Source organism: Enterovibrio baiacu (genome assembly GCF_004120195.1).
In the GTDB taxonomy this organism is placed as follows: Bacteria; Pseudomonadota; Gammaproteobacteria; order Enterobacterales; family Vibrionaceae; genus Enterovibrio; species Enterovibrio baiacui.
Map to the genome: position 1 here is coordinate 49,977 of NZ_SCHN01000009.1, position 14,223 is coordinate 64,199.

The 14,223-nt window shown below is 45.7% G+C and carries 14 protein-coding genes; 8 read left to right on the forward strand and 6 right to left on the reverse strand.

Annotated elements, in window-relative coordinates; genetic code table 11:
• The first annotated feature begins 204 nt into the window (after positions 1-204).
• Both EQP46_RS09700 and EQP46_RS09705 read left to right on the forward strand, forming a co-directional pair.
• Positions 205-753: a hypothetical protein gene (locus EQP46_RS09700; RefSeq protein ID WP_129493454.1), complete on the forward strand. Its 549-nt coding sequence runs from the start codon at positions 205-207 to the stop codon at positions 751-753.
• Between the two features lie 202 nt (positions 754-955).
• Complete coding sequence (locus EQP46_RS09705) at positions 956-1,414, forward strand: exoribonuclease R (protein WP_129493455.1); 459 nt, start codon at positions 956-958, stop codon at positions 1,412-1,414.
• Between the two features lie 273 nt (positions 1,415-1,687).
• On the opposite strand, the gene EQP46_RS09710 is transcribed toward EQP46_RS09705, so the two are convergent.
• A complete protein-coding gene (locus tag EQP46_RS09710; protein WP_010439750.1) occupies positions 1,688-2,170 on the reverse strand; it encodes a hypothetical protein in 483 nt (160 codons plus the stop codon).
• Positions 2,167-2,502: a DUF805 domain-containing protein gene (locus EQP46_RS09715; RefSeq protein WP_029189246.1), complete on the reverse strand. Its 336-nt coding sequence runs from the start codon at positions 2,500-2,502 to the stop codon at positions 2,167-2,169. The genes EQP46_RS09710 and EQP46_RS09715 overlap by 4 nt, the downstream gene beginning before the upstream one ends.
• 188 nt (positions 2,503-2,690) lie before the next feature.
• Between EQP46_RS09715 and EQP46_RS09720 the strand changes: the two genes are divergently transcribed.
• From EQP46_RS09720 to EQP46_RS09740, 5 genes are all read left to right on the forward strand, one after another.
• Complete coding sequence (locus EQP46_RS09720) at positions 2,691-3,731, forward strand: helix-turn-helix domain-containing protein (protein WP_129493456.1); 1,041 nt, start codon at positions 2,691-2,693, stop codon at positions 3,729-3,731.
• A gap of 365 nt (positions 3,732-4,096) precedes the next feature.
• On the forward strand, positions 4,097-4,372 hold the full coding sequence (locus EQP46_RS09725) for an ECs_2282 family putative zinc-binding protein (protein ID WP_129493457.1): 276 nt from the start codon (positions 4,097-4,099) through the stop codon (positions 4,370-4,372).
• A 14-nt stretch (positions 4,373-4,386) separates the two neighbouring features.
• The gene (locus tag EQP46_RS09730; protein WP_129493458.1) at positions 4,387-4,848 is read left to right on the forward strand and encodes a hypothetical protein; all 462 of its coding nucleotides are present in this window, start codon (positions 4,387-4,389) and stop codon (positions 4,846-4,848) included.
• A gap of 466 nt (positions 4,849-5,314) precedes the next feature.
• Entirely contained in the window at positions 5,315-5,836 is a 522-nt protein-coding gene (locus tag EQP46_RS09735; protein ID WP_129493459.1) for a hypothetical protein, read from the forward strand.
• Positions 5,837-6,057: 221 nt separating this feature from the next.
• A complete protein-coding gene (locus tag EQP46_RS09740) occupies positions 6,058-7,113 on the forward strand; it encodes a hypothetical protein (RefSeq protein ID WP_129493460.1) in 1,056 nt (351 codons plus the stop codon).
• A gap of 499 nt (positions 7,114-7,612) precedes the next feature.
• On the opposite strand, the gene EQP46_RS09745 is transcribed toward EQP46_RS09740, so the two are convergent.
• The 4 genes from EQP46_RS09745 to EQP46_RS09760 all read right to left on the reverse strand — a co-directional run bounded on the left by EQP46_RS09745 (position 7,613) and on the right by EQP46_RS09760 (position 12,670).
• Positions 7,613-8,545, reverse strand: coding sequence for an alpha/beta fold hydrolase (locus EQP46_RS09745; RefSeq protein WP_129493461.1), 933 nt, complete (start codon positions 8,543-8,545; stop codon positions 7,613-7,615).
• 424 nt (positions 8,546-8,969) lie between these two features.
• Complete coding sequence (locus EQP46_RS09750; protein ID WP_129493462.1) at positions 8,970-9,776, reverse strand: AAC(3) family N-acetyltransferase; 807 nt, start codon at positions 9,774-9,776, stop codon at positions 8,970-8,972.
• Positions 9,773-11,566 carry a beta-N-acetylhexosaminidase gene (locus tag EQP46_RS09755; protein ID WP_129493463.1) on the reverse strand — a complete coding sequence of 598 codons (1,794 nt, stop codon included), beginning with the start codon at positions 11,564-11,566 and terminating at the stop codon, positions 9,773-9,775. Before EQP46_RS09755 ends, EQP46_RS09750 begins: the two co-directional genes overlap by 4 nt.
• Before the next feature lie 24 nt (positions 11,567-11,590).
• Positions 11,591-12,670, reverse strand: a complete 1,080-nt coding sequence (locus EQP46_RS09760; RefSeq protein ID WP_129493464.1) for an ROK family transcriptional regulator — start codon at positions 12,668-12,670, stop codon at positions 11,591-11,593.
• Between the two features lie 330 nt (positions 12,671-13,000).
• Between EQP46_RS09760 and EQP46_RS09765 the strand changes: the two genes are divergently transcribed.
• Positions 13,001-14,173: an MFS transporter gene (locus EQP46_RS09765; protein ID WP_129493465.1), complete on the forward strand. Its 1,173-nt coding sequence runs from the start codon at positions 13,001-13,003 to the stop codon at positions 14,171-14,173.
• The last annotated feature ends 50 nt before the right edge of the window (positions 14,174-14,223 follow it).

Below are 14,223 nucleotides of genomic sequence, written 5' to 3' on the forward strand. Positions count from 1 at the left end.
TTATTGTGCCGTTCTCTCTTTTTATTAGTTGATAATAGCGTCAATACCGCCGTATTATCCTTGCCTCATCCTTGAAGAACCCCACTTTTACTGGGGTTGCTAGGTGAATACTCGGCCATCAGAGAAGAGCACCTTCTCAGCCGGTTAAGGAAAACACGCGAAAGGGCACCATTGCTCACTCGTATTATCAAGAGAACATGCTGAATGACGCTAGACCTGATCACCGACATCCTTGGTTGGACATCGGTTGCTTTCTATATTTCTATCACCATCTTCAACACCATGAAGTTCACCCGTTTTGCTGCGTTTGGCTCTGCTGCCAATGACACACTCTGGGCATTTTTAATGGGCTGGTGGCCTAAAGTCATTCTCAACCTCTCTGTTGCTTCCCTGAACACCTACCGTTATGCGAAGGATTTCACCGCCGCACCTAAGTCAGTGATCATGGGGTTAGGTGGCTTGATGGCGGCGGGTATTCTTTACATCGCTTATGTTGCGGTATCGGGTTTCATCGCGGATCCAACCTTGGCGGTGGCGCTTCAATTCGCCGATTTAGGTGTGATTCTCGCGGCGTTGTACATGACCACTTTGACCAACTACCGCAAGCTGATGCTCCTTTCAGGCTTCATCGGCATGGCGGCTTACTACGGCAACGACCAAATGATGATCATCAAGGCGCTGGTTATCGGCATCATGACCTACAAGCTGCTTTTCGATAAATCACAGAATGTTGAAACGGCGAACGCTGCGTAACAACAACGCGGCTTCGACGAGAGAAAACACAAAAACGGCACTGCGAGCAGTGCCGTTTTTTTATGGGTGGGTTTGAGATAGAGAGAACACCTGATAACGCAGTGCTGTTTAATGTTTTGATGAGTGTGTATTAACAGTGGTAAATACCACCTCAGCATTTAGAATACGCCCATTGAAATCTACAACGAATTAGAGTGACCTTATGCTTCGTGATTACACCTTTGAATGTCTCGTAACCATGCCTCGCCATGAACTGGAAGAGTTTAGTGCTCGAATCATAAGCAAAATGGTGCCAGAAGACGTGATGAGTGAAATTTTCACGTTTGAGCAAGAGGAAATAGACAGCGAAGAGCGTTTATTGTCAGCACGTCTTGATGCCATGCTACGCATGACGGCGATTGCACTGAACGAAACGCAACAAGCGTTTGATGACTCAGAAAACGCCAAGCAGAACAGCGAAAGGATGACGCGATTAATCCTTTGGCATTTCTACGCGATTTCGTTCCGTTTGGAACAAGCCATTTCCCTTGAAACCCATTGCGAACACGTTGAAGCATTGCTGAAAAACGCACCAACGGATGTATTCGGCTGGGTCAAAACCCTCACAGAACTGCTTCACACCTATGCAGAAATCAGCGAGAAGCAAAACCCACAAGGGTGAGTAAACCGCTGGGGTAACTCCCTCTGAGTTTGCAGAAACGGCACTGGTAGCAGTGCCGTTTTTTTTGTGTCTGGGGAGGGGGAGATATTGGTTTTTGTGTTGCTCTAAATGGTTTATGCCCCTTTCCGAGTTGCTCGATCAAATTTAGTAAATCGAACTATGTGTTTTTTCCATAGATAATCTACCGCAAAAAAAAGGCTATGAATATAAATGGCCTGACTTAAGGTGAGCCCATGGCATCGCAGAATGAGCTCGTATTCATTAAGCTATAGATTAATGACAAACAACATTTTGATCATCTCCTAGAAACCAAGAAATCCACTTTCGTTTAGAGTTTAAAACGAAGCTCTCGTCAAGGCTAATTCCACTGGTAATCAATCCGTCAATATTTTCATCATACGCTTTCGTGGTGAAATTCCATTCTTCACTACTTATCCGTTTCCCTTGAAGAAGAGCATCATTGAGACGTTGGCTCACAATGACGATAGCTAGACCTTTTGTTTCACTGATACCCAAATCTGGCTCAGAAATACGACCTACAGCAACTGGTACCTTTAAAGTGCATGCCTTCTCACCTTGACGAGTAAATGCGTAGGTTGCATCCCCAACTCGACCATTAAGCCAAAGGAGCTGTCCTTGAGTCATGTTGTTGACAGACAGAGTTCCAAAACTACCTGTGGGAGATATAGTTGCGGCCCAGCTATATGTAGAAACAAAAACGGATAAAAAAATATGCAGAATGATTACTTTTTTCATACTAAAACCTCCCCGTCTAGGTGAGTATTGGTCGATTGAGCTAACAAATATATTAACCAGAACGGTCCTACTATCGGTATGAAAAAAACTAGTCCCCAAAAGCCAGATTTGTTGATATCGTGCAGTCTACGAACAATTACTGAAAGCATAGGGATGAAACTTACAGCGCTATAAATAGTGTCGAACCATGTTGTCATGTTCATAGCAATATCTGCTCCAATGCATCCTATCGCTACCAACGTGTGTACTAAAAGAAACATCCAACATTCTTTGCGGGACGAACAACCAGAAAAGTCTAAACTTCGCTTCCAAGCTAAAAAATAGTATTTCATAAATGCCACCTCAATATTTGACTGATGGTGATATTTTGCCTCGGAATAAGTGGTGTATACGTCTCAAAACAGGTTTTAGGTCGTTCTTAAACCTATTTTAGTCTACGTTGCGTTTTCAATTGTATTTCATCGAGTTATCCTTGATATTCACTGAAAGTGATAACTCATTTATCAATCTAGGACTTGCTATGCTTGCGATACCTGTTCCGTTCGTTGTTTCCATGCTACTTGGACTACTAGCGATATCACTTTATGCCCAGCTTTCTCAGCAGGGTAAAGTCGCTAGCATGTTTTTAGGGTTATGTGCTGTGACGACCTCAATGGTTGGTTTACGTTGGACATTTGGACTTAGCATTTTCAGCATCGCGCAACCTATTCTGGCCTCCATAATTCCTGTTGTTGCGTGGTATGCGTTTGCACACGCCAATCGTGATTTGGGCATCTTGCCTATTAAGCATTTTGTTGCGCCATTATTCGTTATTATTAGCGCTGTATCTCAACCTTGGTTGGCACTTCCACTAGATGTACTACTTACTTTAATTTACGCTTGCTATGGAGTGGCACTAATCCGCTTTTCGTCAAAAGAAACAGCACTGATTAATGTTTCATTAGGGAATTGGGAAGGAGTAAAGAAAGCGGAGAATATTGCGGGATGGATGCTGATATTTTCTGCGTGTGTAGATACGCTCATGTCGTTAGATTTCACTTTTAATCAAGGTGGATTTTCACTGTATATCCTTACTGCGGCACATTTGATTCTTCTACCCGTGTTATCGTTAGCTGTAATTGTAGTGGGCATTAATACACCTATTTCATATGAGTTAAAATCTAAACAAATCAGCCCCAATGACGAGACAAGTAATTCCCAAGTAATGACCAGTGAGAGAGCTCACGAGATCTCTTTACTGTTAGACTCTAAAATCCGACAAGACAGACTTTACTTAGACCCTGAGCTAACCCTTTCAAAACTGACACGAAAGTTAGGTATACCAGCAAAACAAATTTCAATTGCAGTTAATCAGGTACACGAAAAGAATATTTCTAAGATCATAAATGGGTATCGCATAGAGCATGCCATGCACTCCTTGGATACGTCACAAGATACTATTACGCAAATATTCATGAATTCTGGTTTTCAGACCAAGTCTAACTTTAATCGTGAGTTTTCAAGAGTCGTGGGTATGACTCCAAGTGAATACCGTAAAAGTAAAGCTCAGCACCCTAAGTAAGATTCACTATTAATATGGAAGATCTAATAGCTAACTTTGCCATACATTTCCTAATCTGTTTAGGTCGAGTTAGAGCCATTACTCTAACAAACTTTTGTCCAAAAGTGAGTTTGAAACAGCAAACCTCGTCAGTGTTGCCTCATTAGTTTTCGATAGATTTCCTTATGCCAAACGTGAAGTGTGTGGAAATCCCCCATTTTGTCGTTTTCTCTCGCTACCGCCTCTATCGAACTCCATGATATCCTCTTTAAAACATGCGCTTATGATCATTTTTGGCATTTATCCGATACATAAAAATCCTGAAATGGAGTGTTTAAACACCCCATTCTGGGATATAACAAATTGTTAGGTGCTTAGGAGGAAAAATGAAAATTAATAACCTTGATAGACAAATTAGTATGTTGTGTCCAACTTGTGGTTGTAAAGAATTCTCTTTCGATGAACATGATGAGAATGGACTTGTTACTTGTACTCAGTGTGAACGCCAACTGACTCGTGCAGAACTTGTCTCTGAGAACTCTGAGTTAATAGCAGAAAATCAAAATGAGCTCGCTAAAGAAGCACAAAAGCAAATCGAAGCTGAAATGAAAAAGATGGTTAGAGATGCATTCAAAGGAAACAAGAATATAAAATTTAAATAGAGGGCATTAACCTTATGGACTTTGGTGACGGTATAGCACTTTTGGCTTTGGGGCTGTCTGGGTACGCTACATGGCGGACGATTCAATTCAACAAAAGACAGGACTCTCTAATTGAAACTCAGAAAAAGCTGAATGAATTACTACTAGCTAAAGAAACTGAAGAAGTACTCGATGATCTTAGGGCAGATTTAGGTGCGTCGATCATTAAGTTAGGTAACCATAAGTATCGTTTGAAAGTTTGGAATAAGGGAAATGCTGAAGCTAAAAATGTAACAGTAGAATTTCCTGACGGTAATGAACTAGTTCCAAACTCGGAGCTACAGAGCAAACTGCCTTACGAATCGCTCGAAAAACATGCATCTATTGAGTTAGTTGCAGTAGTTCATATGTCAACTCCAAGAAAGCACAAATTGAAACTTTGTTGGTCTGACGAACATAGAAATAAAAAAGAAAAAATCGTATATCCAACACTTTAGAGTGTGCCTAACAAATAAGAATCAGTGTCGCGCAGCGGACACTGATTTGGGTGTTGAACAAGACCATTCTCGAGACACAACATGATAACTTGCCCAAAATCAAGTTATCCGAAGTGAACGCTGTAGAGCATAAGATCTAACTGATTTCTGTCCAAAAACCATTTAGTGAAGTCCATAAAGCACCATTCTCCGTAGCGATAACCCCCCTCTAACTCCCCCCTTGAAAAGTGGGGAGGATCAAAAGCGGTGTACAAATCAGACGCATACTTGACCGGACACATCCTTTACATCTTTCTCTTGGGTAGACGCTAAACACGTGGTTTTTCGTCCTACTGACTTGGTTAAGTCTGTTCGTTGCCTACCCATTAATATCAAGCCGCACTGTCACAGATTGAGGCACTCAATACGGGAATGTTATTCAGATACTGTATTCTGGCGAACATGACGTAGCGACGAGTGATGAAAGTTGTTTGTACGAAAGTTCTTCAAGAAAGAAAAACCAAGGGTGTACCTCGACTCGATATTTGTTGTGCCTCGCGGGGAGCTAACGTCAAGCGATGAATGGGGATTTCTGGCGAGTGCCGAGAGTTTTGAAGAGAGTATTCGCTCTGAGCTTGGTGAGATCTTTAACTTGCCACATATTTCTACTGCGTCAGAGGTGACGCGACGTGATCTTGGTTTGCAGGTGGCAGTTGTGGGATACCGAGGTGGAGAGCTTGTTGATGCGGGTTTGCATCCCATATCGGTACCAATATTTTGGAAACCCAAGATAGAGATACATTCACGTTTGTTCTATTTAGATAGTCAGAAAACATTCAAAAAATACAAAGTGGTAGAGCGTTTCTCTTGGTCTGATTTTGTTGGGCGTTCAATGACGCTTAATGGATTGTTCTTTCGGTATAAGCCTTTGTATAACAATAAAGATATGGAGCACTTGCTTGTGAAGGCGTGCTTTCGGCTTGTAGAGAAAATGAAATCCTCGTTATAACCGAGCAGACAACGAACCACTAATGGGATGGTTTTTTAAGCATGTCCTTAGTTCTGTCCCTAGTTTTGCTCACACGGAAGAGGCAGAATTCACGACGTTCAACGCCTGACACGTGCGAAGCGCGTCCGTTAATATGTCGATATTCGCAAATTTGATAGTCCAGATTACTGGATGAGGTGTGTTCATAATGATTTTATTCACTAAAATCAAGGAAGCGTCGCGTGTCAAAGCAGTATGTGTCTGTTATCCCTAACATGGATATGCCCTCCAATATCAGGGGCGTGGGTGGTGGTGCCAAGCTGAAAACGTATGAGCCAACATCCGAAAAGGATGACTTTGTTTCACGCAAAATACGTGAAAGCGAAGCAGTCCAAAGCCGCACCAATGGCCCTGTAAAACAGGGAGAGCCGTTTAAAAGCCAATCTGTGCTCGATTCACAGAGCGCACAGAATGCCTTCGTCAATGACCAACCAACCACGGACGAAGAGAAAGACCACTTAGTGGTGTTTTTAGGTGGTGCGGGAATGCGTGGCGACTATCAATATGACATGGTGCGCGCCTTGATGCAGGCCGGTATTAAGCGGGCTGTTTGTGGTAACTATTCCGGTGTTTTTGAGAATGGCGAAGATCTGGATTACAACGAATACGTCGATATGGGTGCCGATGCGACTTCTGTGATTTTCTATAATCAGGCAGAAGATGACCCTATTGCCCTTCAGATGGTGAACTCAAGCGAGTGTAAAGTCGAATCCAAATACGAGATGGGTGATACCGAGTGGGTGACATATTCAGGCAAAAACGCCTATGGCGACGAATGCCCCTCCTCAGTGTTGAGAGTGAAGCTGGCACCAAGAACGCTGGATCTTTCACTTCAGGCATTAGGCGTCACCGCTCCAACCCCGTGTCAAGGTGGGGAGTTTGCTCTCATAGGTTATTCTTGGGGGGGTGTTATTTCCGCGCGTGCGGCGGTGTATCATGCCAACAACGGCTTAACTGTTAATAATCTGGTGCTGATTGGTGCTCCTATTAACCATAGCCTGGTCAAAGCCGTTAAATCTCATGCGAACATCAAAAACGTGATTATCATGGACTTAAAAGAACAGGGCGATCCTATCTATGCAGGTATCAGCGATGGTGAGATCATCTCAGCCTCTTTCGAGCTAGGAAACCAGATGATTCAGGGGAACGGCCACTTTTATTATTCAGGGAATGATAGTGAAGGTAAAAAACGTCGAGAGGAATTGGCTGCAACACTGGTTGGAATGGGCATTAAATGATCGCAAACATACTAAGAGCACTGACACTTTTATTGCTGGTTTTGGCTGTTATCACATTCAGTGTTAATCACTTGTACGATTTAAAAGAGTTCCCAGAGGATGTGACTTACATTTTTTCAGTCATCGTTATTGGCTCGCCAATTCTTGTCATTCCATCACTGATTGCCATGGTTGGCATCGACCTCTTCTGCATCGTAAAGCTGAAAAGTGCCAGACACAGGAAATGGCTAGGTTGGGACTTGTTTGTACCGCTACTAACACTTTTTTTAACATTCAGTGTCCTGAAGAATTGGATCGACAGTTCTGGAATGGTCTAACCCCTGAATACACTTAGGCAATCCACAATGAACTGATATTTAGTGTGTTATCTCGTTGTTGTTTGTACATATTCTGAGCTTCTTTAGCAGCAGTCAAACCAACAAGGAAACGGTAGAAATTGACGAGAAAATGAAAAAACTTTAAGCATGCTCGTCTCTTCTTTATTTAGTTTCACCTTGCTTTAGGTTTGGTCAAATTGAAGGAATAGCTTCGCCGTTTTGGACGGTGTTTCAATCATTGGCAGATGGCCCATATCCTTCATCACTTGCACTTCTGATCGAGAGACTAATTTACCAAGGATACCAGCACCGGCGACATGCAAGACACGATCATTGTCTCCCCAGATAATCAGTGTTGGTTTCTCGAAGCCAACGAGTACAGTATCAAGCGGCACAGTGAAATGGACTTGTCCATCTTTGATGTGGTGGATCTGTTGGAAGATCTTGCTGTTAAGTGGGAAGCTGGCTTCTGCCCGTTTAGCGAGTTCTTTGATCATTACTTCTGGAATGAAGGGTGGCTTGTGAAATGCAAACGCCAACAGTTCTCTGTATTGCTTGGCATCACCTACCAGCACAGCGGGGCGTTCTTGCTGGTGCAACATGGCAAACATCTCGCTGTCAGGCGAGGTTGCCACGCCTAGTGGGTTGAGAAGCCACAAACTTAACACTTGATCAGGGTGCTCTACCGCGTAATTCCCCGCAATATAACCTCCCATAGAATTGCCGCCAATGTGAAACGCCGACAAGCCAATAGACGCTGCAAATGCTTGAAGGCGTGCCACCTGAGCTGGCACATCGTAGTTTAAGTCAGGTTGTTTCAGGCTATCCCCAAACCCTGGTAGATCCGGCGCAATCACCCGATACTTGTTAGTGAGGTGTTTCGCCATTCTTACCCAGTTGTCTTTGTCTGCGCCGAAGCCGTGAAGCAACAGAAGTGGCGTACCCGATCCACCTTCCAGATAGGCAATTTCGCCCTCTTCAATCTCCGATGTTTTTAAAGTCAAACCCGATATTCTTCGCTCTGCTGAAATGCCAAGCTCGAATAGCTTTTCTGGTGGGGTCATTCGGTAAGCGACAAACCCAATGAGTATCAGTACTCCAATGAAATAAAGCATTATGAACCCTTCCCTGTAGAGAGTGGCAGACCGGTATTTCCTTCCCGATCTAATGTAAAGTCTGAAAATGGGGCCAGCATCAAGCCAAACGGCAAGCAAGAAACCATGGTCATGAACTGATTCCAACGGTTCCCGTTGGGTTCAAAGCCTTTCTTGCATCTTTCATTTGCTTCTATTATGTCCAGATTTAGGCTTTGAATTTGGCTTTTTTTTGAGGTAACGGCAATTGTGCTTACTGAGTCTCTTTCCCACATGCTAATAGGAGACGCAGCAGGCAATGTTCTATGGGCGCCATTGTGAACTGATCGTGTTCTTATGGTATGTCATGCGTACGCGCTCTTTTCACCTCACCGAGAGGTCTCCATAGCCTGAGGCCATCGAAGTGTACGCTTGTAGTGAAAATGTGACGGTGTAACAAGTGGTACTACACTTTCACTAGTCCACCTTTCTCCATATCCGCACATCGGTAGCATTTTTCATCGCCACAATGGGTAATGGTTGGCGTTGTTTTGATGGCATTGGCGCAGGTTTGTACCAAAGTTTGCAGCGGATAGGCCGTCCAGGTGCTGTGTCCTACCTTGGCTTGCTGGGATATCTCGGTGAGCAAGGGGGCAAATTTGTTAAAACCCTCAGAGCAACTTCCCACTGACGTTTCGACAATGCCGCGCGTGAAAGTTTTTGCCCAGCGTCTTAGAAGGTTTCTTCCGGCAAGTTGTTCAGCATAGTGAATAGGGGTGATGGTGGTGAGTGGCACGCCCATTGAGATGACAAGGGCTTCTTTGGCCTCATCGCATGCATACAGGCCGTAGATGTCATCATTCGTTTGTTTCGACAATATGGCTTCCGCGTGTGGGCCTAACGCCGCATAGCTACAAATAGGGTGGGTGCTACGGATACGGTCTGGACGGTGGAGCAAGGCTTTAGAAATTGCCCCCATGCTGGGTTCAAGTCGGTTTTCATCGCCGCAGAAGGTCACGGTGTCTTCAAGTTGCAGCTCGCCGCGGTATCCGTTTTGGCGATACGGGTCACCGTTGGGTGGAAGGCAAAGTGTGTCGTAATTGAAGGTGGGCACCACGAGGGTGCATCCCGCTTCAAGCAAGGCATCGAACAAGGTATCTGGCCCACCATCAAGGTGGCCGAATGATCGAATGGACGAATGAACAAACAGTACTTTGTTCTCAAGCGCCAGTGCCTTGATGGCGTGTTGAACATCACTTTGCGTCGTGGTCACGGCGTTGCCTCTTTGTTTGTGGCTTTTGATGTCTCTGTCTGGAGCAGTGTCAATAAATGCTCAAGACGGCTTGTACTTTGATTCATCCCACCAGGACGATAGTTGTTTGTCCACAGATCGCGGTACGTGCGGATCATTGGCTTCAACTCTTGAATGAGCGCAGCCTTTCTATCATCTGCAAATCGTTCGACAAGGCGATGATCTTCTTGTTCATAACCTTGTGCAACAAGACAAGCAAGGCGCAATGCGTCTACCGTCCAGCGCAGCTCTTTGGATAATGGAGACGAGAGGTTTTCGAGCTTCTCTTGCCACAGGGCCAGTTCATTCAGGGCGGTATTGAGTGTGTTCGTTTCAATACCTTTGGCGTGTTTGATGTGGCGGCGTGACGCTTGGTCAAACAAGAAAGGACCAAAAAATGCACAGTTAGGCGTTTGAATGCCTGTCATCAGGTAAATGTCTTGCAGTGCAATCAGAGCATCACACTCTGTTTGAGAGGCGTCAGGGTAGAACCACAAAATAGCACGCATGACGTCGTTATCACTTTGCTGCAATTCTCCCCATGCCATTGCGCCACCAAAGGCGTACGCGGGGATCGGCATTGAGAATTGTTGTCCGTGTCCCATGTCACCCCACTCGGTCACCATGTAGCCTTTCGCACCGAATTTCTTCGCTGACTTTGCGGCTTTACGCATGTGGGTGACGGCCGCATTCCAACGTCCGGAGACAGATGCAAAACAGCCCGTGGAAACCGCGACATGGAAGGGGTAACCAAATAAGGCAAGTTGCTTATGCTCAGCATCAAATGGGTGGTCGGGTTCGTAACCCCAGTTAAGCAACGTGAGATCGTCAGGTAACTGGCTGATGAGGTTTGGGTAGCGGAAGAGCATGTCGCTGAAAATCTGACAGCGTTTGCCATGCTTGTTCGCAATGGCGAGCACTTTTTGTAAGTAGTTTAAATAGACTTTCCCTTTGCCGAATATTTCACACGCTGACTTGCTGGCGCCGACCCCTAAATCCATGGTTTCGTCAAAGTTGATGTTTAACGTGTTGCTGGAAAAATTCGGCACGAGTTCCGCGATGAGTTCGTCGACAAAGGTTTCAGTTTGCGGACTGATCGGGTTTAACCCAAATGACCCAGGACGGTGATCGCCGCGTTGATCTTTAAAGCCGGTTTTCTGTTCGGCAAGGTGCTTGTATTCAGGGTGGTTTAGCCATTTTTCCATGTGGCCAAAACAGGCTTGGTTTGCGACAAGCTCGATCCCTTTGTGGCGACAATAAATATCGATGTCGCGAATGTCTTCCGCGGTCATCGGCGTGTAGTCGCGCCATACCGTCTCGTGCTTTTTATACGCAAAGGTATGTTCGGTATAGAGTTGGAGCTGGTTGTATCTGAGCGCACTCCAATAATCGATGAGTCGCTTGAGCGCGGGTAGGGTTGGCACGCGATCTCGGCTGATATCCAGCAAAATGCTGCGCGCTGAAAAATCCGGCCAATCTTCGATAACAAAGTCGAATTTCAATTCAGCGTCGTTTTCAATCAATTGATTGAGCGAGAGATGTCCGTATCTCAAACCATGCAGGTCGGCGTAAGCAAGGTTCAACCCACAAGAGGAATAGCTCAGTCGATACCCTTGCTCTGGCAAAGAAGGATCGTGAAGGTAGGTTAAAAGCGCATGTGATGAACGTGCTTCATAGTCTGTCGGACAACCGCGCAGCACGTTCGCTATACGAAATCGCTGTGCTGAAAATCCCTCATTAAAGCGTTTGGGAGCGGGGAATATCAATTCCATCTGACATTGTCCTTGTCATTCACATTAAATTGAAACATTGCCGTTCTCTGCTAAGCGCAAGCTTTCCGCCAGCCTGAGTTCGGGGGTTAATAGCTTTTGCCACGCCATGGCTGCTGCGCCCATGGCTGCGGCTTGCGGGCCTAGAATCGAAAACTCAATATTGGGTTTTACGATATAAGAACCCGCCAAGGCGTCACTGTGTTTACGCATTGATGACGCCAGCTCTGAACCAAATGACATGCCATTTCCACCGATGACGATGCGCTTAATGCTCATCAGGCTACATAGGTTAACGGCAAGCTCGGAAAATTCTTCAATGATGACGCTTGGCGTTGGTTCTGCGCCTCGCATTAGCTCCTGGCTGTTAAATTGTCCGGCCATGTGTTGCTCGCCATAAAACAACTGGCGATTGAGCACCACGCCTACTCCAATGCCAAGGCGGTGATAGTGCTCGCGGGCATGGTGGGTAGAGAGCAGCACATACAAAAAATGGTCATAAGGCAGGCTGCGCTGTTGCATGAGTTCGCCCCACGCCCCGCAGTTGGCGTCGTTATCAATAAATACAGGGTAGGGCACATGGCGTTTAAACAGCGGCGCAAAATTGATGATCGAGCGAACATTGAGTGAATGAGAGAGCTGGAGTTGGCATTTTTCGGGGTCTACAAGGCCGGGAACGCCAACACCAATCGCGAGAACGCGTGGAAAAAGGGCTTCAATGTCTTTGATGCAGGGGAGAAGCGCATCAAGCACGGCATCATCTATCGAGATTTGCGTGTCGATGGGTAGCATATCGTGGTAAATGACCTGCCCGAGCAAGTTGACGACGGAAACTTTGAGTGTGTCTGAATTCACATCAACACCGATAACCACACCAAATTCTGGGTTGAAGACCAAAGACACTTTAGGCCGACCGCCTTTGCCTGAGACGATCTGAGGTTGCTCTAAAATCATACCGATGTCGAGGAGGTGGTTGACGGTTTTTGTCACGGTTGATTTATCGAGTCCAAGCTTTGACGCCATTTCGATGCGAGAAACCCCTGGCGATTGCCAGAGCGAATTAATGATCCCTGCGGTGCTGTGTGTTCTGCTGAGCCTGATCGTCACAATGGGTTAGTTTCCATGAGCAACTTAATACTCGTTATCTTATTGATGGCAGTATGAAAAACAACTACGTTCACGGAATTCAGAGCTGGGTTCACTCTTTTTTATTTCATTGTTGAAGTGAGTCGAAAACAGGGTGCAAAAAAAAGAAATTGGGCGATGGAGGGTAAAAGTTTTACGCGGAAACTATCGAGACAGTGAATTTTTGGGTATTCAACGCATTTGATGATTTCTTGCTCGCATACTTGCTGCCTAGTAGCCCCTGCGAGATACTCGCCTTATGACTAAGGAATGGTTTGTCTTTGTTGCGTCAGCAAAGACAAAGGGGAAGACATGAACAAAAACGTATGGTTGTTGGCGCTATGCCAAGCCCTTCTTATGAGCGGAAACATCGTGCTTATTTCCGTCAACGGCCTGATTGGACAAGCGCTATCCCCTAATGACAACTGGGTAACCTTACCCGTTTCGACACAGTTTGTAGGCTTGATGATGGCCACCATTCCTGCCTCGCTGATCATGGCAAAAATAGGCCGTAAAAACGGCTTTATGCTTGGCAATGTGATTGGTATTTTCGGAGCGTTGTTGTGCGTGTATGCCCTTGGTCAAAGTGCATTTTGGTTGTTTTGTTTCAGCACCATGCTGTTGGGTATTGGCATTGGTTTTGGCACGTTATACCGATTTGCGGCCATTGAAGTGAGCGCGCCTGAAAGTCGTGACAAGGCGATTTCACTGTCAATGGCGGGCGGCGTGCTTGCCGCCGTGCTCGGGCCAAATCTTGCGATTGCGAGTCAGCATTGGTTGCCTGGCACAAATTTTAGCGGTGCGTTTATTGGTATCACCGCGTTGTACGTGCTCTCGTTGGTGGTGCTTCAATTTATTGGCCTTCCTCCCGCGGTGCCTGAACATCATCAATCGAAACAAAGTCCTGTGGGCGATATTCTGCGCGCGCCGGGCTACATGCTGGCGGTGTTTGCTGCCGTCATCGCTTATGCTGTCATGAACCTATTGATGACGGTAACGCCGATTGCGATGCACAAGCATGGTTTCCATTTTGAAGCCGCGGCACTGGTCATTGAATGGCATGTGCTGGGTATGTTCCTCCCTTCTTTCTTTACGGGCTCCCTGATTGGCAAGATAGGCACACGCATGACGATCATGCTGGGTAGCCTAATGTTTATCGCCAGCATATTAGTCAACTTGAATGGCGTAACAGAGTGGCACTTTAGGGTCGCGCTGGTGTTGCTCGGGATTGGCTGGAACTTTATGTTCATTGGCGCAACCAGCCAGCTTACTCAAACCTATTTGCCGCAGGATAAGCCTCGAGCCCAAGCTATGAATGAATTTGCGGTGTTTGGTTGTGTCACGCTGACTGCGCTTTTAGCTGGGAATTTGGAGGCTTCGATGGGATGGCAATCGCTGAACTTACTGTTGCTGCCTTTTGTCTGTATTGTCCCGGTTGTGTACCTGTTCTTTACGCGTAACCCTCAGGAATTAAAGGCGAAATAACATTCTTCTTTCAGGTGGTTTTTCTGGTGCTATCTTTACTTTTACTGCGC